This is a genomic window from Aeromonas sp. 600479, assembly GCF_049175515.1.
GTDB classification, from domain to species: Bacteria; Pseudomonadota; Gammaproteobacteria; order Enterobacterales; family Aeromonadaceae; genus Aeromonas; species Aeromonas veronii_A.
This window is the reverse complement of sequence record NZ_JAAKVF010000027.1, coordinates 1-20,070: the sequence shown is the minus strand read 5'-3', so window position 1 is coordinate 20,070 and position 20,070 is coordinate 1. Positions and strand designations below refer to the sequence as shown.

Genomic DNA, 20,070 nt, shown 5'->3' with positions numbered 1-20,070 from the left:
TAAAATTGGAGTGCGGGTGAACTATCCAAGGAGAGTGAAGATGGGTGGACACAAGCCGGATTACGACTCCTCTGATGATGATTGGGAGCCGGATTCCTGGGAAGAAGAGCTGGATCAGTGGGAAGATGAAAGCTGGCAGGATGATGACACTTTCGATGACCAGTGAACCACGGCATTGAACGAACAGGCGGGCTTTGGGCCCGCCTGATTTTTTTGCCGCGCTCACATGGCTGAGCGTTCGTCCTTGGTCAGGGGCGGGGCGCTGAGTAGAATGAACTGCCCAAATGACGCTCAAGGATGACTATGCGACTCACCATCATATTGTTGGCTGCCCTGCTGGGTGGCTGTGTCTCCAACGATGATCCCTGCGAGAAGGTGTGGAGTGAGGTGGGGGAGGCGGATGGCAAGCTGGGCTTCACCACTGAGCGGATCGAGTTCCATCAGGGCCAGTGTGGCAAGAAGGTGGATGCCGAACGGTGGAAGCAGGGACACCAGAAGGGATTGGCATGGTATTGCCGCCCCGAGCACCTCTATCTGGCTGGCCGCTCAGGCGAGGAGTATCGCGGCGTTTGCCCGAACGACATGCAGGCCCGCCGGCTGTTCGAACAGGGGCGTCAGGGGTGGACCGATCAATAACGCCCTGACAGGGAGGGGCGTTACTCCTCTTTCAAACGCAGCGGCTGGCAGAGGTAACCCTTGTCATTGGCACTGCGGGCACACTTGCTGCAGACAAACTTGGGTTTGCGGACTATCTTGCGCAACGCCTTGAGATCGGTGGGGATCTCGTGACGGCGCCATTCACACAGGGTTTTGCTGCCCATAACGACTACCTCTACGACTTGACGGCCGTATTGTAATCGATTTTCATTTCGAATAAACCGACAAAGCTCGCTTATTGGCCGATATGCCAATAAGCGATTGTTTCGGGAGGGATTACTGGTAGAGGAACTTGGTGAAGATAAGCTCGCGCACCGCTTTCTTGCCGGTCTCTTTCACCAGCAGTTCGTTGACGGTTGTCTCGCACTCCTTGCGCAGCTCTTCTCGGTTGGTCAGGGACTTCACTTGATCGGCATTTTTGCTGCCAATCAGACGGATGATGGCATCGCGGATCAGCGGGTCATGCTGCTCCAGCAGCTTGAGATCGGCTTCGTTTTCCGCCATCAGCTCTACCGTGACCCGGATATAACCGAGGGTTTTGCTATCACTCAGGTAGTTGGTGATGATGTCGGGATCGAGCGCGTGGTAGGAGAAACCGGGCTTGGCAGCCCCCTCTGCGCCCTCGGCGGGCGGCTCATCTTCAGCCAGAGCTTGCTGCTGCAGGGCGCCACAGCTCAGTAACAATACCAGCAGAATTTTGAAGATCTTCATATAGATGGCTCATCAGCAAGAGATAACCCATTTTTGATGTTGCCATCGGGGCCGTCAAGCACGGATGTTCTTACATTTCGCTATTGATTTACGGATAATAAACCGGATTTTAACCTGAACACGGAAATCTCTGGATGGTGAAGCTGTGAAGTCCGAGTTGACTGTTCCCCTCACGCCGTTAAGCGGGTGGCTGGCCCCCGAATGTTGCGAATTGCCCGCCAGCTTGCGCCCCTGGCTGCTGGAGCCCGGCTCCATGACCCGGCGTCTGCGTCAGTACAATCGCCACTTTTCGGTGGAGTGGCTGGGCAATCACCCGGTCGCCCTTACTGCCGATGAGCAGTGGCTGGTGGATTCGGCCTCGCCGGCCGGTATCTGCCGCGAGGTGATCCTGCACGGGGATCGTGGGCCCGCCGTGCTGGGCTGGACCCTGTTTGCCGATGACGCACTGCAAGGGAGCGGCATTGCCGAGCTTGGCGAGCAGCCGCTGGGTGAGCGGGTATTTGGCCATGAGCCTGCCCGCCGCGATCATCTGCAACTGGCCCGTTTCGATATTGCCGCCAATCCCCGTTGCCCGGCCGCCACTGTCTGGGGGCGTCGTTCCCGTCTGTTTCTAGGGCAGTGGCCACTGCTGGTGCACGAGCTGTTTCTGCCCTCTCTCGTCTGTGACAAGGAGCTGGAGTGAATCTGTTAACCAAGGAGCGGGGACTTGCCTACATGCAGTTGGCCCGCGTCGACAAACCCATAGGTACTCTGCTGCTGCTGTGGCCAACCCTGTGGGCGCTCTGGCTGGCCGCTGGTGGCCTGCCCAATCTCTGGGTGCTGACCGTGTTTGTGGTCGGGGTCTTTCTGATGCGCTCGGCAGGGTGCGTGATCAACGATTATGCGGATCGCAACTTCGATGGCCACGTCAAACGCACCGCCGGTCGCCCCTTGCCCACGGGTAGAGTCAAGCCGTGGGAGGTGCTGGCGCTCTTCTTCGTGCTGGCGCTTATCTCGTTTGCGCTGGTGCTGACCATGAATCCGCTCACCATCGGCCTGTCGTTTGTCGCCCTGCTGCTGGCGGTGAGTTACCCCTTCATGAAGCGCTTTATCTCCAACCCCCAGCTGGTGCTCGGGATGGCCTTCTCATGGTCGATCCCGATGGCCTATGCGGCGCAGGCAGATGCCCTGCCGCTGGTGGCCTGGCTGCTCTTCTTCGCCAACCTGCTCTGGACCGTGGCTTACGACACCCAGTACGCCATGGTGGATCGGGATGATGACCTCAAGATCGGCCTCAAATCCAGCGCCATCCTGTTTGGTCGTTACGACAAGCGGATCATCGGCGCACTGCAACTCTCGACGCTGCTGCTGTTGCTGGCGGTCGGGCAACTGATGACGCTGGGGGGCTGGTATTACTGGGGATTGCTGGGAGCGGCGGTGCTGTTTGTCTATCAGCAGCGGCTTATTCGCGAGCGGCAGCGGGAAGCCTGCTTCCAGGCGTTTCTCAACAACAACTATGTGGGGGCGCTGGTGTTTGCCGGTCTGGTGCTTGACTACCTGCTGGCGTGACATGTTCCCGCGCAGACTCCGATAAAAAAGAAGGCCGCATGATGCGGCCTTCTTTGTTTGCGTTGCAGATCAGAGCTGATTGCCTGCCTGAATGGTGCGGCGGATCTTGTTGCTCAGCAGCGGCACTATGTTGTCGGCCAGCGCCTGGAAGCGGCCAAGATCCGGCTTGCACTCGGGAGAGAGGTAGCCCTCTTTGCGCAAGGTGTGGATCAGGGTGCTGAACAGCTTCTGGTCGAAGAACTCGGGGGCGTTGATGCCGTGCAGGGTGCCGAGGCGCTCTGCCATCATCAGGCCGTCCGCTTCCAGCTGCTCCGCCTCGATATGGGGCTGGGCCAACACCCGGGTCAGCACGATGGCGTAGCGTTGCAGGGTCTCCTGAATGCTCTCCGCCAGCAGCAGCAGGCGCATCTGGTTGGCCGGATTGACCCAGTAGCCGTCATCGCGGGTCTCGATCAGTTGCTGGGTCTGCAGGGCATCGAGCAGGCTGTCGACCAGCGCCGGCAGATCCTCCTCTTCATAACGCAGGAACAGCTCGGTCTTGAGCAGCGGATAGATGTCGATGCAACGGGCCATGATCTCGCTGCGGGAGATCCCTTCGCACCGTTCGATCAATGCCGCCACCAGAGAGGGCATGGCGAACAGGTGGAGGATGTTGTTGCGGTAGTAGGTCAGCAGGATCGCCTGATAGCGGTCGAGACTGATGATCTGCCCCAGCTTGTCCTCGCTGACCTCGAACTTGTTGAGCTCCATCGCCTGATCCAGCAGGGTCTTGGCATCCTCATCCGGAATGGTGCTCTGCGGGCTGTAAGGCACCGCTTGGAGCAGATCCAGATAGGTGTTGAGCTGGGCCTGCAATTCGTCGCGGGTCAGGGCGTGGCGCTCGGCGGCCAGCAGCGCCAGCGCGCTCAGGGTCAGGCCGTTGACGGCGGCAGCGCCGTTGATGCGGGTCATCAGCAGTTCGGCCAGATTGTTGACGGTGCCCGCCATCCACTCCGGACGCTCCTCTTCCCCGATGTGCTTTTTCCAGTCGGGGATGTGTTCGCTCAGGTAGCTGTTGAGAGTCAGCGGCTCGCCGAAGTTGACGAAACCACGGCCGTAGTTGCGCAGCTTGCGCAGGATGCCGAGCACCTGCAGGAAGCTCTCTTTCTCCTTGCGGCTCCCTTTGAGCTCGTTGTGGTAGGTGTTCACCTCCATCACGTGCTCGTAGCCCAGATAGACCGGCACCAGAGTGACCGGCCTGTCCAGCCCGCGCATCATTGCCTGCAGGGTCATCGCCAGCATGCCGGTCTTGGGCGGTAGCAGACGGCCGGTACGGGAGCGACCACCTTCGGTGAAGAACTCTACCGAGTAACCCTTGGCAAACAGCAGGTTGAGGTATTCCCGGAATACTGTGCTGTAGAGCGGGTTGCCCTTGAAGGTGCGGCGAATGAAGAAGGCGCCGCCGTGGCGGAAGATGGGGCCCGCCGGCCAGAAGTTGAGGTTGATGCCTGCCGCGATATGGGGCGGCACCATCCCCTGGTGGTAGATGACGTAGGAGAGCAGCAGGTAGTCCATGTGGCTGCGGTGGCAGGGAACGTAGACGATCTCGTGCCCTTCCTGCGCCAACTGGCGTACCTTCTCGGCGCCATTGACCGACAAACCGCGGTAGAGCTTGTTCCACAGCCAGCCGAGGAAGCTCTCGCCCAGGCGGATCAGCCGGTAGGAGAAGTTGGAGGCGATCTCGTCCATGTAGCCATGGGCGCGCTTTTGCGCCTTCTCGAGGCTGATCCCCTCGCGCTGGGCCTCCTCTTCAATCGCCTGCTGGATCACCGCGGAGTCGAGCAACTGCTTGAACAGCAGGTTGCGGTTCGGCAGTTTCGGGCCGGTGGCAGCCAGCTGCTGGCGGCTGAAGTGGGTTCGGGCCACTCGTGCCAGCTTGTGGGCGATCCCTTCGTCGGTGCCGTGCTTGTCCGCCATGTAGCGCAGGGAGAGCGGCGGCGAGAAGCGCACCAGATTCTCGCGACCCTTGAGGATCACGATGAGCGCCTTCTTCAGCCGGTTCGGCGCCAGACTGCTGATGATGTTCCAGCCGGAAGCCTCTTCGCCTTCCCGACCCGGGGCGCGGCCCCAGAACAGGGTGACGGGCACCACCTGGATATCGAGTTCGGGATCCTGCTTGTGCAGATCCAGCAGCTGGTGAAACTCCTGCAGGAAGGGGAGCGGTTTGCTGCGTTTGCCAAACAGGGGAGGCGGACGATCCAGACAGACATAGCGCGGCAGCAGCTGGCCGTTGAGCTCCAGCGGCGTGAAGGGGCCGGGCAGACCGAGATCCTCGCAGCACTGCTGCAAGGTCATCAGGTCGGTGATCGAACTGGTTTTCAGGGCATAGACGATGGGTCTGGCCGGATCCAGATTGAGTTCTGTGATGGGATTTTCCGGCAGGCTCTTGTGATTGACCAAGCCGCTGACCGGCCATTGCAAGATGGCTCTGGAAATCTTCTGTCCTAGGGACATGTGCGTCTGCTCTCCAAAAAAATGCGGCGTGAGCATAGCAAATCGACAGCCCCTTGTCGCCGAGAGGTACGATGAGTCGGCTGCGCAGGATCAAAACAGCAGTAAATGAGGGGTTGGTCGCGACAAATGTCAGCTGCGCCTTGCCTTGGCCACTGCACTGTATATACTGCCAGTGTGCTGTATAAAAAGACAGGTGCCAATTCTATGAAACCCCTTACCCCCCGCCAGGCCGAAGTGCTGGAGCTGATCAAGGTGAACATGAGCGAGACCGGCATGCCGCCGACTCGTGCCGAGATTGCCCAGAAGCTTGGTTTCAAGTCGGCCAATGCGGCCGAAGAACATCTGAAGGCCCTGGCCAAAAAAGGGGTCATCGAGATCATGCCGGGCACGTCCCGCGGCATTCGCCTGTTGCTCGAAGAGGAAGAGGTGCTGGAAGAGAGCGGCCTGCCGCTCATCGGCAAGGTTGCCGCCGGTGAACCCATTCTGGCTCAGGAGCATATCGAGAGCCACTATCAGGTTGATCCCGCCCTGTTCCATCCGCGCGCAGATTTTCTGCTGCGGGTGCAGGGGATGAGCATGAAGAACATCGGTATTCTGGATGGCGATCTGCTGGCGGTGCACAAGACCCAGGAGGTGCGCAACGGTCAGGTGGTTGTCGCCCGTCTCGATGAGGATGTCACCGTCAAGCGCTTCCAGCGCAAGGGCAGTCAGGTATGGCTGCTGCCGGAGAATGAAGAGCTCTCCCCCATCGAGGTGGACCTCTCCTGCCAGCAGCTCACCATCGAAGGGCTGGCGGTCGGGGTGATCCGCAACGCCGACTGGATGTAATCATCCCCGCCAACTGCGTTTGCCACACGGCCTCCTTCGGGAGGCCGTGCTGTTTCTGGCGCACTTTCCCTGTCATATCAAACAGATCATCGGCGGCGGCATTTTTGTCCTGCGCGACCGGCTACCAATCATCCATTTCAGATATATGCTCAGATCAGTGCCCTGTCGCCGAGACAGGGCTTGGCACCTCCCTCTGACCATCGCAATGCGCCGGGACGGGAGGGCCGGTAACAACGAGAATCGGGCAGTACACCTTCACGGGATATGAAGGGGGAGTGGGGAGATCCCGAGCCTTATCGGGCAAAGGGGACCACTCGTAATGGTTGCAGATAGTCGTGACGGGCCTGTTCCCAGTTCAGGCCGACGAAGCAACATGACCTGTCGGTCAAGGAGGACTGGTATGGCATCAAGATCGCCATGGGATTCAGAGGCTGGGGCTGCGCCAGCGGAATCGTCAATCACCCGTTTTGTCAAAGGTAGCCGGATGACCTGGTTTTACGGTGTCTGGCTGCACCATCGTGGTTCGCACTGGACGCTCTGGCTGGGATGCCCGAAAGAGAAGGTGGTGCGTCTGGTGCTGCTGTTCAAGCGGGGTCACGGTGATCGCCAGGGGGAAGAGGGCTGGCTGGCCCCCGTGATTCCCATCGGCGTGCGGGCCATCGGCAAGATGTTGCAGCAGGGGCGTAACGCTCGCCCCTGAGCAGAAGAGACCAACAAATCCATCCATAACCGGCACCCGAGGGGGCCGGTTTTTTTATGGCCGCAACTGGCGATTAATTATGCCAAATGGTCGACTCCTGACAGGGCGTTGCACAAGGTTGAACCACCTTGGCGGCTCGCTGGGGTACAATGCCCCCCTCTTGTCCGGTCACTGCTGGCCATCTGCCTCGAACTGAAAGGGTCTCTTGTTATGATGAAGCTCCGCTATCCCCTGCTCTTTCTGCTGCTGACAGCCTGCCTGATCCTGGTGTTCTACGCCACGCAGCCAGAGCAGCCGGAACAGGCCGACTACTATCCGGCGGGGCGGGACATCAATGATTTCGCCTTTACCGATGCGGACAACCAGCCGTTCACCCCTGCCAACCTGAAGGGGCACTGGACCTTCCTGTTCGTCGGCTACACCTTCTGCCCCGATATCTGCCCCACCACGCTGGCAGATATGCGTTCCGCCTATGACCAGCTGAAGAAGATGGCGCCCGACAGTCAGGTGGTGTTTATCTCGGCGGATCCCCAGCGTGACGATATTCCACGCCTCAAGACCTATACCGCCTTCTTCAATCCCGAATTCAAGGCGGCCACTGCCCCCCACGACAAGCTGTTCCCGTTCGTGCGCAATCTGGGGCTCATCTACTCCATCGCCAATCAGGGGGAGAAGGATTACCTGATCGATCACTCCGCCTCCATCGTGCTCATCAATCCCAAGGGCAAGCTGCAGGCGGTATTCCGTCCGCAAGTGGCGCCGGGTCAGGTGCCCCGGGTGCAGATGGCCACCATGCTCTCTGACTTCGCCCGCATTCTGAAGCTGGCAGGCCACTGAGCGTGACCCCAGCTGTTGCCCCCTGGTGGCGAGACCCCTCTCGCCACCGCGCTGTCTTTGCGCTCGCCCTGCCCATGGTTTTTTCCAATATCACCACCCCCTTGCTGGGGCTGGTGGACACCTGGGTGATCGGTCATCTCGGTCAGGCCTGGTTTCTGGGGGGCGTGTCGGTCGGTGCGACCCTGATCAACCTCATCTTCTGGCTGCTCGGCTTCTTGCGGATGTCGACCACCGGCCTGACGGCGCAGGCGCACGGCGCCGCCGACGGTCGTGCCCAGCTCGATACCCTGCTGCGGGCGCTGGGGCTGGCCATTGCTCTCGGCCTGACGCTGCTGCTGTTGCTCTTCCCGCTGTTGCCACGGCTGATCGCCCTGAGTGGCGGCTCGCCCGAGGTGCAGTTTTATGCGGGCCAATATGTGGCGGTGCGGATCTGGAGCGCCCCGGCGGCGCTCTGCAATCTGGTGATCATGGGCTGGCTGTTGGGGATGCAGGATGCCCGCAGCCCCATGGTGATGCTGATCCTCACCAATCTGGTCAATATGGCGCTCGATGCCCTGTTTGTGCTGGGACTCGGCTGGCAGGTGCGGGGTGTGGCGGCAGCCTCGGTCATGGCGGACTACTGCGCGCTGGCCGTCGGTATCTGGCTGGTACGCCGTCAGCTGGGGCAACTGGCGCCGACGGTGTGGCAGGATGGTTGGCAGCGCTGGCGGCAGCTTGCGCCTATGGTGCGGTTGCTCGGTCTCAACCGCGATATCTTCCTGCGCTCCCTCTGTTTGCAGCTCTGTTTCGCCTTCATGACTCTGCAAGGGGCACGACTGGGGGATGTGGCGGTGGCCGCCAATGCGGTGCTGCTCAACTTCCTGATGCTTATCTCCTACGGACTCGATGGTTTTGCCTATGCGGTGGAGGCCATGGTAGGACGAGCCATCGGTCAGCGGGATCGGCAGAAACTGCGGGAGGCCATCGTGCTCAATCTGGGCTGGGCTGCCCTCATCGCTAGTGGTTTTACCCTGCTGTTTGCCCTCTTTGGTGCCCACCTTATCGGCTATATCACCGACATTCCGGCCGTGGTGGCGGAGGCACATCGTCAGCTTCCCTGGCTGATCGCCATGCCGTTGCTGGCGGTCTGGTGCTTCCTGCTGGATGGCGTGTTCATCGGGGCGACCCGGGCGCGGGAGATGCGCAACAGCATGTTGCTGGCCGCGTTTGGCGGCTTCTTCCCGATCTGGTGGCTCTGTCAGTCGTGGGGCGTGGCCGCGTTATGGGCGGCGATGGCGGCGCTGATGGTGGGGCGCGGTCTGTCGCTGGGGGTCACTTGCTGGCGGCTGGAGCGCAGCGGGCATCTGCTCGACGCCCGCCACTGATCATCGGTGGCGCTTACATGGCACCGTCGTAGCCGAGCTGGCGCCAGCTCTCGTAGACAAAGACAGACACCGCGTTGGATAGGTTCATGCTGCGGCTCTGGGGTACCATCGGAATGCGCAGCCGCTGCTCGAATGGCAGGCTCTCGATGATCTCGATGGGCAGGCCGCGACTCTCCGGGCCAAACAGCAGGGCGTCGCCAAGGGCATATTGTGCTGCCGAGTGCGCGGTGCGGCCCTTGGTGGTGCAGGCAAACACCCGCTTGGGCGCCACGGTGGCCAGAAAGGCCTCATAGCTCGGCCAGCGCTTCACCTCGGCAAACTCGTGATAGTCGAGTCCCGCCCGCTTTACCCGCTTGTCATCCCACTCAAATCCCAGCGGCTCGATCAGATGGAGCCGGTAACCGGTATTGGCGCAGAGCCGGATGATATTGCCGGTGTTGGGCGGAATTTCCGGCTGGTAGAGGACGATATCGAGCATGACGCGCTCCTGCAAAGAGATGTAAAGGCAAGAAGGGGCGCCAGCATACCCAGCGCCCGTCCGGATGAAAAGGATCAGGCGATGGGCAGCTTGATCGTGATGGTCAGTCCGGTTGGATGATTGCTGCTGGCCGTAATGGTGCCGCCGTGACGCTGGATCGCCTCCGATGCGATAGCCAGTCCCAGCCCGGTGCCACCGGTCTTGGCGTTGCGGGCATCATCGACCCGGAAGAAGGGTTGGAACAGCAATATCTGCTGTTCGTCGGGGACGCCGGGCCCGTCATCACGAATAGTCATCACCCACTCCTGCCCATCCCGATACCATTCAACCTTGATGAACTCGCGGGCATACTTGAGGGCGTTGCGCAGGGGGTTTTCCACCGCCCGGGCCAGCAGCTCGGGCCACATCTGGATCGACTCGGCGGGCAGCGGTGGCAACCTGAGCTGCTTACCGCTCTGGTTCGCCTCAAACATCGCATCTTCGAGGATGGGCTCCAGTAGATCGGCCAGCGGCTGCACGATAGGGGCCTCAACATGCTGTTGCACCCGCGACAGATCGAGCAGGTCACCGATCAGCTTGTCCAGCCGCCCAATCTCCGATTCGATCCGCGCCAGCTCGGCGCTATCCCCCTGTTTGCGGCGGATCAGCGCTTGCGCCAACTGCATCCGGGTGAGGGGGCTGCGCAGCTCGTGGGAGATATCGGAAAGCAGCTGTTTCTGCTTCTGGATCATGCTCTTGAGCGTCTCTACCATGCGGCTGACGTTATCCGCCAGCTGACCGATCTCATCGCCCCGTCCCAAGTTGGGGATCTGCACCTCCAGATTGCCGGCCGCCAGTTGGGAGACTGACTTTTGCAATTGCAGGATGGGACGGGTCAACCGCCAGGCGAGCAGCAGGCAGAGCGGGGTGCTGACCAGCATCGAGATGCCCAGAATGCGGATCGGGTGATCCAGCACCTGAATGAACAGGAACAGATAGGGATTCTCGGCATTGAGGCCGAAATAGACGTGGTAGCGATGGCCGCGGTGCTCCATCAGGAAAGGCCCTGCGATCGCCTTGCGATCCTCGTTGCCCAGCATGGGTTTGGCCGGGTCGTCGGCGTCCACCATGAAGCGAACCACAAACTTGCGCGGATGGGTGGTGGACTGGATCTGGCCCCTCTCGTCGCGCAGGTAGACATTGTCCACCGGGAGCATGGCGATCTTGTCCATCGTTTTGGCCAGATCGAAATCCTGATCCGGATCGGCAGCGTTGAGCAGGGCCTGCACATTTTTCTGCATTCGCACCGCCTCATGGGTCGGCAGCGGGATCTGGTTGCGAGGATCCAGAGTGGGCAGGCTGATCACGGCGGCCAGCATCACCAGCAGCATGAACCAGAACCAGAGGAAGATATGGGTCGATATGCCGTTGAGGGAGCTGGTACTCTTTATTCTTGCTCTAGCCACAGGTAACCGCGCCCCCGTACGGTTTTGAAGCGGGGCTGGCCATCACTGCGCTCCGGCAACTTTTTGCGCAGGTTGCTCAGGTGCATGTCGATGGCCCGATCGAAGGGCTCCAGCTTCTTGCCAAGCACCTGTTCGGAGAGGTGGCTCTTGCTGACGATCTGGCCAGGATTGCGCAACAGGCACTCCAGCAGTCCGAACTCGGTGGCTGTCAGCTCCAGCAGCTGTTCGCCGCAGCGGGCTTGCTGCAGGCCGGGTTGCAGCACTATATCCATGAAGTGCACTTCGTCGGAGGAGCTGCCACGCTGGGGCGGGGCACTCTGGGTGCGGCGCAGGATGGCGCGAACCCGGGCCAGCAGCTCCCGATCGTCGAATGGCTTGGCCAGATAGTCGTCGGCTCCGGCCTCCAGACCGTTGACCCGATCCTGGCTGTCGCCACGAGCGGTCAACATCAGCACCGGGGTTTCATGGGTTTTGCGCAGCTTGGTCAGCATGGCAAAGCCGTTGAGTTTTGGCATCATTACATCCAGCAGCACCAGATCGAAGCCCTGCTCCGCCAGCCGTTGCAGCCCCTCTTCACCATCCTCGGCGACCGTGACCTGAAATCCTTCCAGGGTCAGAATTTCGGTGAGCAGCTGGGTCAATTCAAGATCGTCGTCGACCAGGAGTATTCTGTTCATCGCTTCTTGTTCCACTGATTTTCGCGCCAAATCGACGCCGGGGTCAGGGTATAATAAGTTTTTCATCGTCAGAGGAAAGCCGGTTTTGAGCCATCAACAATATTCCCGTTGGGTAACCTTTGCCAGCATGGCGGCGGTTACCACTGCAACCTTGCTGATCACCGGCAAGCTGATCGCCTGGTTGATGACCGATTCGTCGACCCTGCTGGCGTCGCTCACCGACTCTTTCATGGATGTGAGTGCCTCCATCATCAACCTGCTGGCCATTCGCTATGCGCTGGCCCCGGCCGATGATGAACACCGCTTCGGTCACGGCAAAGCGGAGTCTCTGGCGGGGCTGATCCAGTCGGCCTTTATCTCCGGTTCCGCATTGCTGCTGGTGATGCACGGCATCTCCTCCCTGCTCAAACAGGCACCTATTGAACGGTTAGAGGCGGGTCTCTGGGTTAGTGGCGGTTCCATTGTGCTGACCCTGCTGCTGGTCAGTTTCCAGAGTTTCGTTATTCGCAAGACCAACAGCGTGGCCATCAAGGCGGACATGTTGCACTACCGCTCCGATCTGCTGCTCAACGCCGGTGTCTTGCTGGCGCTGGTGCTGGCGGGACAGGGGTGGTACTGGGCTGACGGCCTGTTTGCCATCCTGATCGGGTTGCTCCTGCTGTGGGGGGCGGGAAATATCGGCTACGAGTCGGTGCAGGCCCTGCTCGATCGTCAGTTGCCAGCGGAAGAACAAGCGAGAATAATGGCCCTCTGCTGTGCCGTAGAAGGGGTACACGGCGTTCATGACCTGCGTACCCGTCAATCCGGGCCGACCCGATTCGTACAGTTGCATCTGGAACTGGATGATCAGATCCCCCTGGTCAAGGCCCATCAGATCGCCGATGAAGCCGAACTGGCGGTACGCCAGGCATTCGAGCGGATGGATGTCATCATCCACATGGACCCCATCTCGGTGCTGACAAAAGAACAACAGAGCCCTCACCCAGAACAACAGTAGGCTGCAACATGGATGAACTGGTTGCCAAAACCTGGCACAAAATTCAGCAAGAAGCACAGTGCATGGCGGCTCAGGAGCCGATGCTGGCCAGCTTCTTTCACTCCACCATTCTCAATCACAAGAATCTGCGTTCGGCCCTCAGCTTCCAGCTGGCCAACAAGCTCGACAGTGCCACCATGCCCGCCATCGCCCTGCGCGAGGTGATCGAGCTTGCCCTGCACAGCGAGCCAGAACTGTTAGCGGCTGTCGCGGCCGACATCTGCGCGGTACAGGAGCGGGATCCGGCGGTCGATCTCTTCTCCACCCCGCTGCTCTACCTCAAGGGGTTCCATGCCCTGCAGGGCTATCGGGTTGCCAACTGGCTGTGGCGCCAGGGGCGCCGCTCGCTGGCCCTCTATCTGCAAAACCAGATCTCGGTGGTGTTCGGGGTGGATGTACACCCGGCCGCCCGCATTGGCAAGGGGATCATGTTTGACCACGCCACCGGCATCGTGGTGGGCGAGACGGCGGTGATTGAAGATGATGTCTCGATCCTGCAGAGCGTGACCCTGGGTGGTACCGGCAAGGAGAGCGGCGATCGCCATCCCAAGATCCGCGAAGGGGTGATGATAGGGGCGGGCGCCAAGGTGCTCGGCAATATCGAAGTGGGTGTGGGCGCCAAAATTGGCGCCGGCAGCGTGGTGATCAACCCGGTGCCACCTCATACCACGGTTGCTGGCGTACCCGCCAAGATCGTCGGCCGTCCGGAGTGCGACAAGCCTTCACTGGATATGGATCAGTGTCTCTGATCTCCTGACCGGAGGCGTCGATGGCCAAACGCTGGTCGGGTTATCTGATTTTGGGGATGTGGCTGCTCAACCTGCTTCATCTCTATCTGAGTCTCTCCCCCTGGCCCGCGGCCATTGCAGCCTGGGGGGCGTCACTGCTCACCTGGCCCTGGCTGGTAGGGGCCGCCAGGCGGCAGGCGCTGGCCCTGTATAGTGCCGCCCTGCTGCTGTTGATCTTCTCCTGGTGGCAGGGCGCGACCCTCATTGCCGGTGACTGGCTGCTGCCCAATATCAATATGCTCACCATGTTTGCCGCGGTGAGCACCCTCAACCTTGCCACTTCCGGCTTGCTGACCGGCACCACCTCCTGGACCGGGCGCAAGGGGCTGTGGAGCACCATGGCCAGCCTCAATCTGCTGGGGGCGGTCATCAATCTCTCGGTGCTCTTTATCATCGGCGATCGGCTGGAGCGTAATGGCACCCTGGAGCGGCGTCAGGTGATGGTGCTGAGCCGGATTTTCTGTGCCGCCGCCTTCTGGTCACCCTTCTTTGTCGCCATGGCGGTGGCGCTCACCTATGCGCCGGGCTTGCAGCTCTCCCATATTCTGCCGTTCGGGATCCTCGCCGTCTTGCTGGCGATGGGGCTGACTGCCTGGCAGGTGGAGAGGATCGGAGTGGCCGACTTTGCCGGTTATCCGCTGCGGTTGCAGACCCTGGGTTTGCCAGTCACGCTGGCGTTGCTGGTACTGCTCATCAAGCAGATCTGGCCCCAGCTCGGCATTCTGGCGGTGATCGCACTGGTGGCCCCGCTGCTGGCGCTGCTCTTTATGCCGAGGACAGGGCGCAAGGCGGCCCTCAAGCGGCAGGTGGTGGAGCGTTTCCCCGCCATCGGCGGTCAGCTGGTGCTGTTTCTGGGGGCCGGTTTGTTGGCGGCAGGCATCAACAGTGCGCTGTCGGTCATCGATTTCGGTGCCGGTCACGGCCTGCCGCTGTTCAACCACTTTGGCTGGCTGGAGGCATCCCTCACTCTGCTGCTGATCCTGCTGGTGGCCATCGTCGGGGTACATCCGCTCATCAGTATCTCCGGGCTGGCGCCACTGCTCTGGCCGCTGGCGCCGGATCCCAGCCTGCTCGGTATGTGTTTCCTGCTGGGATGGGGGCTTGCCACCGGCACCAGTCCGCTCTCCGGATCCAATCTGGCGCTGGCCTCCCGTTACAACCTCAGTGCCGGGCTGATCCTGCGCTGGAACCTGCTTTACGGCCTGCTGATGTATGTGGTCGCCTGTCTGTTGCTGGGGGCTTATATCGCCTTGCATGGATAGCGACCGTGCCATCAGGATGGCATCAATGATGCGTTGGTAGCGGCGCTTTTTAGGTACGGTTTAGAGTGTTGTCGCGACTCGGGCGCAGGATGCGAGAAAAATAGACGCATATTTAGACAATACATCTATGGAAGGCGCATTTTACAGCGCACTGGCTTGTTTGTGCCGATAGGCTCGGGGTATGCTGGCTCCACGCGCTTGAATCGCCCTCTGTGGGGCATCGCAATTGAACAAACAGGTATGCATATGTCACTAGAAGTCCTTGAGCAACTCGAATCCAAAGTACAATCCGCCGTCGACAACATCTCCCTGCTGAAGATGGAGCTCGACGAGCTGAAAGAACAGAACAGCAAGCTGCAAGACGAGAACCATCAGCTGCGTAACGAGCACGCTGCATGGCAGGAGCGTCTGCGTGCCCTGCTGGGTAAAATGGATCAGATGGGCGAAACCATCTAATTCATCGCCTTCAGGCAGAATTGAAAACGGGCCGCTCCATGAGCGGCCCGTCTATTTTTGTTTTGGCGGGATGGGAATTACAGCGCCAGCAGTTGTTTGACTGTCTTCTCGATGCCGTCCGCGGCTTCGACTATGTTGTTGGCCAGCATGTAGGCGGGGGTGGAGATCACCTTGCGCTCCTGATCCACCACAAACTCGTTGACCGGGCAGTTGAGATGGCTGCCACCCATCTCCTCGATGGCGTTGGCGGTACCCTCGTCATGGCCGATGGTCGCCAGCGTTCCAGCACCATATATCAGCGGGATCATGGCGGGCGCGATGCAGATATAGGCGGCCGGTTTATTGGCTTTGGCAAAGCTCTGGCACGCTTTCAGCACATCGGGCTGGATCTGGCATTCGGCGCCCCTGATTGCGAAGTCGCACAGGTTTTTGGCGGCGCCAAAGCCGCCGGGCACCAGCAGGGCGTCATAATCTACCGCATCCAGCTCGGCCACATCCTTGATCTGGCCACGGCAGATGCGGGCCGCTTCGACCAACACGTTGCGGCTCTCTCCCTCGCTCACTTCACCGGTCAGGTGGTTGATGACATGGAGCTGCGCCACGTTCGGGGCGAAGCACTGGACGGCGGCTCCCTGACGGGCCAACGCCAGCAGGCTGATGACGGCCTCGTGGATTTCGGCTCCGTCAAAGACGCCGCAGCCACTCAAAATCACGGCCACTTTTTTCATGGCAAACTCCTCGTTGTTGAAAATGTGAGCCAAGATGGATTGTTGTACTTTTGTATGGTTATCGCTCGCCATCTGCTGGTCAAGTCATCTTGCTGTGCTAGGATTGTTTCGTTTTGGATCCTGCTGTACCTACTCCCTTAAATCTTTTTCCACATTGATCGAGATCATTTTAACTGTCTCTCGATCGGTTTTTGCGATCTCAATATATTGTTTTTAATGGTTTTTTATATTTTTATGCACAGTTTTGTCACTGTGCACTCTGATGCGCCCCATTTTTGAACACAGAGTTATCCACAGGTTGAGTCCATTTATCAGGCGCTGTGTGTTGTTGCTACGCCCCTTGGTGTGAGGGGGGGCCTGTGGCATCCTAGCGGCTGTTTATCTCTGGCAGGACGATTTCATGGCCCCTAGCAACCCCCTTATTCTGGTCGACGGCTCCTCTTATCTTTACCGCGCCTTCTTCGCCTCCCAGCAGGCCGATCTGCGCACATCGACCGGTTTGCCAAGCGGCGCCGTCCGTGTCATGGCCAACATGATGCGCAGCCTGCGCAAGCAATATCCTGACTGTCATGTGGCCGTGGTGTTTGATGCCAAGGGCAAGACCTTCCGCGATGACATCTATCCCGAGTACAAGGCGACCCGTGCCAGCATGCCGGACGATCTGCGCAGCCAGGTCGCGCCTATCCACCAGATGATCAAGGCGATGGGCTTCCCCTTCCTGATGGTGGAGGGGGTGGAGGCTGACGACGTGATCGGCACCCTGGCCCGCCAGGCGACCGAGAAGCAGCTGCCGGTACTGATCAGCACCGGTGACAAGGATATGGCACAGCTGGTCTCCGACCATGTCACCCTGATCGACACCATGAAAGATGTGAAGACCGATAGGGAAGGGGTGATCGAGAAGTTTGGCGTACCGCCCGAGCTCATCATCGACTATCTGGCTCTGATGGGGGACAAGGTCGACAACATTCCCGGCATGACCGGCGTCGGTGAAAAGACTGCACTGGCCCTGTTGCAGGGGATTGGCAGCATCGCCGAGATTGCCGCCAACCTCGACAAGGTGGCCGCGCTCGGCTTCCGTGGCTCCAAGGCGTTCGCCGACAAGTTCCGCGAGCAGGAGGAGCAGGTTCGCCTCTCCTATCGACTGGCGACCATCAAGACCGATGTCGAGCTGGAACAGAGTCTGGAAGAGCTGTTGCTCAAGCCGGTCGACAAGGAGTCCCTGCTGGCGGTCTATCGCGAATACGAGCTGCGCAACCTGATCAAGGAGCTGGAATCCGGTGGTGAAGAGGGCAGCGAGAGCGCCGGACAAGACGAGGCTGGCGATGAGAGCGCCGCTCCGGTTGCCGCCATCGAAACCGACTACCGCTGCATTCTGGACGAAGCCGAGTTTGACGGCTGGCTGGAACAGCTGAAAGCGGCACCGTTGTTTGCCTTCGATACCGAAACCACCAGTCTCGACTATATGGAGGCGCGGATCGTCGGCGTCTCCTTCGCGGTTGAGCCGGGCAAGGCTGCTTATGTGCCGTTTGGCCATGACTATCTGGGGGCACCGTTACAGCTGAGCGAGGCTGTGGTGTTGGGCAAGCTCAAACCGCTGCTGGAAGATCCGACCCGTCTCAAGGTGGGGCAGAATCTCAAGTACGATCGCAACGTGCTGCTCAACCACGACATCGACCTGCAGGGCATTGCCTACGACACCATGCTCGAGTCCTACGTGCTCAACTCCACCGCCAGCCGCCACGACATGGATTCGCTGGCCAAGCGTTATCTCGGAGTCGAGACCACCTCGTTTGAAGATATCGCGGGCAAAGGGGTGAAACAGCTCACCTTCAACCAGATCGAGCTGGAGCAGGCTGCCCCTTATGCGGCGGAAGATGCCGACATCACCCTGCGTCTTCATCAGGCGCTGTGGGGTCAGCTGGAGGCCGTGCCGAGCCTTGCCAAGGTATTCAGCGAGATCGAACTGCCGCTGCTGCCAGTGCTGGCGCGGATGGAGTTGCTCGGCACCACCATCGATCCCAAGCTGCTGCACCAGCAGAGCCAGGAGATTGAGCTGCGCTTGGCGGAGCTGGAGAAGCAGGCCCACGAGCTGGCTGGGCAGGAGTTCAACCTCTCCTCGCCCAAGCAGCTGGGGGAGATCCTCTTCACCAAGCTGGGCCTACCGATCATCAAAAAGACGCCGAAGGGGGCACCGTCCACCGCAGAAGAGGTGCTGGCCGAGCTGGCGGAGACCTATGAGCTGCCGCAACTGCTGATGGAACATCGCGGTCTGGCCAAGCTCAAGTCCACCTACACCGACAAGCTGCCGCTGATGATCAAGCCCCGGACCGGGCGGGTACACACCTCCTATCATCAGGCAGTGGCGGCTACGGGCCGTTTGTCATCATCTGATCCCAACCTGCAGAACATCCCGGTGCGCAACGAGCAGGGGCGCCGCATTCGGCAGGCCTTCATCCCGAGCGCCGGTTACAAGCTGGTGGCGGCGGACTACTCCCAGATCGAGCTGCGCATCATGGCGCACCTTTCCGGTGACAAGGGGCTGCTGACCGCCTTTGCCGAGGGCAAGGACATCCACAAGGCGACTGCCGCCGAGGTGTTCGGCGTGGCGCTCGATGCGGTCACCACCGACATGCGCCGCAGCGCCAAGGCGATCAACTTCGGCCTTATCTACGGCATGAGTGCCTTCGGTCTGGCCAAGCAGTTGGGGATCGGTCGTGCCGAAGCGCAGAAGTACATGGATCTCTACTTCGAACGCTACCCGGGTGTGCTGGAGTATATGGAGCGCACCCGTCAGCAGGCGGAAGCCCAGGGGTATGTCGAGACTCTGTTTGGTCGTCGCCTCTATCTGCCGGATATCAAGTCCCGCAACGCCGGTCTGCGCAAGGCGGCCGAACGGGCCGCCATCAACGCCCCGATGCAGGGCACGGCCGCCGATATCATCAAGCGCGCCATGATCAACGTGGACAGCTGGATCCGCGGTATCGAGGATGAGTCGATCCGCATGCTGATGCAGGTACACGATGAACTGGTGTTCGAGATCCGCGAAGAGAAGCTGGAGGAGTACACCGCCACCATCAAGGAGAAGATGTCGGCCGCAGCAGAACTGGATGTGCCGCTGGTGGTGGAGGCAGGTACCGGCGACAACTGGGATCAGGCCCACTGATCTCCGGTCAGCCGTTTTGCACTGCTATATAGCTATATAAGAAGCGAAGCCCGGCATCATGCCGGGCTTCCTGTTTCTGCCAGCCCTATCAGGTCTCTTGCAGATACTCATCCTTGAGCAGAACATAATTGTCGGCCGAGGTTTTGAGAAAGGCGATCTCGGTGGGCTTGAGCGGGCGAGCCTGTTTGACGGGATTACCTATATATAGAAAGCCCGATTCGAGTCGCTTGCCCGGTGGCACCAGCGAACCTGCGCCGATCATCACATCATCTTCAACCACGACGCCATCAAGCAGAATGGCACCCATGCCGACCAGCACCCGGTTGCCTATGGTGCAGCCGTGCAGCATCGCCTTGTGACCGACCGTGACATCTTCACCGATCAGCAGCGGATAGCCGGTCGGGTTGCTGGCGCTCTTGCGGGTCAGGTGCAATACGGTGCCGTCCTGAATATTGCTGCGGGCGCCGATGCGGATATGATTCACATCCCCCCGTGCCGCCACCATGGGCCAGATGCTGGCGTCGTCGGCCAGTTCGATATCGCCCACCAGTGTCGCGCAGGGATCTACATACACTCGTTTGCCCAATTGCGGGCGTTTTCCCTTGTAGGGTCTCAGTCGCAAGTCCATCTTGGCCTCCTTGTTTTCGGCCATTCTAGCAATCTGCAGGCTGTTTCTGTGGATAAGTTTGTATAAAAGCTGTGGTTGGAGATGAATAACTAAAAAAGTGCGGTTTTTTGCAATTTTATTGCCGATGAGGGGTTGCCAGAAAGAATCTGTTCCCTATAATGCGCCTCCATCGACAGGGCAAGCGGCAACGCAAACAACCTCGTCGGTAGCCTCGAAAAGCCTTTGAAAATAAGGCTTGACTCGAGAAGGCGGTTGAGTAGAATTCCAC

General features: G+C 60.0%; 21 protein-coding genes. 13 read left to right on the top strand and 8 right to left on the bottom strand.

The window, feature by feature from the left end:
* Positions 1 to 40: 40 nt before the first annotated feature.
* Both G5149_RS20250 and G5149_RS20245 read left to right on the top strand, forming a co-directional pair.
* Entirely contained in the window at positions 41 to 166 is a 126-nt protein-coding gene (locus G5149_RS20250; RefSeq protein ID WP_005339521.1) for a hypothetical protein, read from the top strand.
* A gap of 137 nt (positions 167 to 303) precedes the next feature.
* Positions 304 to 636, top strand: a complete 333-nt coding sequence (locus G5149_RS20245) for a DUF2799 domain-containing protein (protein WP_216979852.1) — start codon at positions 304 to 306, stop codon at positions 634 to 636.
* A 20-nt stretch (positions 637 to 656) separates the two neighbouring features.
* On the opposite strand, the gene G5149_RS20240 is transcribed toward G5149_RS20245, so the two are convergent.
* Together G5149_RS20240 and G5149_RS20235 are read right to left on the bottom strand one after the other, a co-directional pair.
* Positions 657 to 821 carry a hypothetical protein gene (locus G5149_RS20240; RefSeq protein WP_005339525.1) on the bottom strand — a complete coding sequence of 55 codons (165 nt, stop codon included), beginning with the start codon at positions 819 to 821 and terminating at the stop codon, positions 657 to 659.
* Between the two features lie 112 nt (positions 822 to 933).
* Positions 934 to 1,368 carry a flagellar basal body-associated protein FliL gene (locus G5149_RS20235; RefSeq protein WP_005339527.1) on the bottom strand — a complete coding sequence of 145 codons (435 nt, stop codon included), beginning with the start codon at positions 1,366 to 1,368 and terminating at the stop codon, positions 934 to 936.
* A gap of 145 nt (positions 1,369 to 1,513) precedes the next feature.
* Here G5149_RS20235 and G5149_RS20230 point away from each other — a divergent pair, with 145 nt between their 5' ends.
* Together G5149_RS20230 and ubiA are read left to right on the top strand one after the other, a co-directional pair.
* Entirely contained in the window at positions 1,514 to 2,050 is a 537-nt protein-coding gene (locus tag G5149_RS20230) for a chorismate--pyruvate lyase family protein (protein WP_216979853.1), read from the top strand.
* Positions 2,047 to 2,916, top strand: a complete 870-nt coding sequence (gene ubiA, locus G5149_RS20225) for a 4-hydroxybenzoate octaprenyltransferase (protein WP_139736009.1) — start codon at positions 2,047 to 2,049, stop codon at positions 2,914 to 2,916. Before G5149_RS20230 ends, ubiA begins: the two co-directional genes overlap by 4 nt.
* Positions 2,917 to 2,985: 69 nt before the next feature.
* Here the strand turns inward: ubiA and plsB are convergent, their stop codons facing one another.
* A complete protein-coding gene (gene plsB / locus G5149_RS20220) occupies positions 2,986 to 5,409 on the bottom strand; it encodes a glycerol-3-phosphate 1-O-acyltransferase PlsB (RefSeq protein WP_421213512.1) in 2,424 nt (807 codons plus the stop codon).
* Between the two features lie 204 nt (positions 5,410 to 5,613).
* On the opposite strand from plsB, the gene lexA reads away from it, so the two are divergent.
* From lexA to dinF, 4 genes are all read left to right on the top strand, one after another.
* Positions 5,614 to 6,237, top strand: a complete 624-nt coding sequence (gene lexA, locus G5149_RS20215; RefSeq protein ID WP_005339540.1) for a transcriptional repressor LexA — start codon at positions 5,614 to 5,616, stop codon at positions 6,235 to 6,237.
* Between the two features lie 484 nt (positions 6,238 to 6,721).
* Positions 6,722 to 6,937, top strand: a complete 216-nt coding sequence (locus G5149_RS20210; RefSeq protein ID WP_240337223.1) for a hypothetical protein — start codon at positions 6,722 to 6,724, stop codon at positions 6,935 to 6,937.
* 210 nt (positions 6,938 to 7,147) lie between these two features.
* Entirely contained in the window at positions 7,148 to 7,774 is a 627-nt protein-coding gene (locus tag G5149_RS20205) for an SCO family protein (RefSeq protein ID WP_163127957.1), read from the top strand.
* 2 nt (positions 7,775 to 7,776) lie between these two features.
* Positions 7,777 to 9,138, top strand: a complete 1,362-nt coding sequence (dinF, locus tag G5149_RS20200; RefSeq protein ID WP_421213509.1) for an MATE family efflux transporter DinF — start codon at positions 7,777 to 7,779, stop codon at positions 9,136 to 9,138.
* A 13-nt stretch (positions 9,139 to 9,151) separates the two neighbouring features.
* Here the strand turns inward: dinF and trmL are convergent, their stop codons facing one another.
* From trmL to G5149_RS20185, 3 genes are all read right to left on the bottom strand, one after another.
* Entirely contained in the window at positions 9,152 to 9,616 is a 465-nt protein-coding gene (gene trmL / locus G5149_RS20195; RefSeq protein WP_064339004.1) for a tRNA (uridine(34)/cytosine(34)/5-carboxymethylaminomethyluridine(34)-2'-O)-methyltransferase TrmL, read from the bottom strand.
* 74 nt (positions 9,617 to 9,690) lie between these two features.
* A complete protein-coding gene (locus tag G5149_RS20190; protein WP_409012620.1) occupies positions 9,691 to 11,061 on the bottom strand; it encodes an ATP-binding protein in 1,371 nt (456 codons plus the stop codon).
* Complete coding sequence (locus G5149_RS20185; RefSeq protein WP_216979855.1) at positions 11,043 to 11,738, bottom strand: response regulator; 696 nt, start codon at positions 11,736 to 11,738, stop codon at positions 11,043 to 11,045. The genes G5149_RS20190 and G5149_RS20185 overlap by 19 nt, the downstream gene beginning before the upstream one ends.
* An 85-nt stretch (positions 11,739 to 11,823) precedes the next feature.
* Here G5149_RS20185 and G5149_RS20180 point away from each other — a divergent pair, with 85 nt between their 5' ends.
* The 4 genes from G5149_RS20180 (at position 11,824) to G5149_RS20165 (ending at position 15,280) form a co-directional block, all read left to right on the top strand.
* Entirely contained in the window at positions 11,824 to 12,735 is a 912-nt protein-coding gene (locus G5149_RS20180; protein ID WP_421213506.1) for a cation diffusion facilitator family transporter, read from the top strand.
* An 8-nt stretch (positions 12,736 to 12,743) separates the two neighbouring features.
* Positions 12,744 to 13,523 carry a serine O-acetyltransferase gene (cysE, locus tag G5149_RS20175; RefSeq protein WP_202006043.1) on the top strand — a complete coding sequence of 260 codons (780 nt, stop codon included), beginning with the start codon at positions 12,744 to 12,746 and terminating at the stop codon, positions 13,521 to 13,523.
* A 20-nt stretch (positions 13,524 to 13,543) separates the two neighbouring features.
* Positions 13,544 to 14,824 (top strand): hypothetical protein, encoded by a 1,281-nt coding sequence (locus tag G5149_RS20170; RefSeq protein ID WP_202006045.1) that lies wholly within the window; start codon positions 13,544 to 13,546, stop codon positions 14,822 to 14,824.
* A gap of 246 nt (positions 14,825 to 15,070) precedes the next feature.
* Complete coding sequence (locus tag G5149_RS20165; RefSeq protein ID WP_005342050.1) at positions 15,071 to 15,280, top strand: cell division protein ZapB; 210 nt, start codon at positions 15,071 to 15,073, stop codon at positions 15,278 to 15,280.
* 77 nt (positions 15,281 to 15,357) lie between these two features.
* On the opposite strand, the gene elbB is transcribed toward G5149_RS20165, so the two are convergent.
* Positions 15,358 to 16,008, bottom strand: a complete 651-nt coding sequence (gene elbB, locus G5149_RS20160; RefSeq protein ID WP_216976548.1) for an isoprenoid biosynthesis glyoxalase ElbB — start codon at positions 16,006 to 16,008, stop codon at positions 15,358 to 15,360.
* Between the two features lie 400 nt (positions 16,009 to 16,408).
* Here elbB and polA point away from each other — a divergent pair, with 400 nt between their 5' ends.
* On the top strand, positions 16,409 to 19,174 hold the full coding sequence (polA, locus tag G5149_RS20155) for a DNA polymerase I (protein WP_421213503.1): 2,766 nt from the start codon (positions 16,409 to 16,411) through the stop codon (positions 19,172 to 19,174).
* 88 nt (positions 19,175 to 19,262) lie between these two features.
* Here polA and G5149_RS20150 read toward each other — a convergent pair whose 3' ends face one another.
* Positions 19,263 to 19,802 carry a gamma carbonic anhydrase family protein gene (locus tag G5149_RS20150; RefSeq protein ID WP_216979858.1) on the bottom strand — a complete coding sequence of 180 codons (540 nt, stop codon included), beginning with the start codon at positions 19,800 to 19,802 and terminating at the stop codon, positions 19,263 to 19,265.
* Between the last annotated feature and the right edge of the window lie 268 nt (positions 19,803 to 20,070).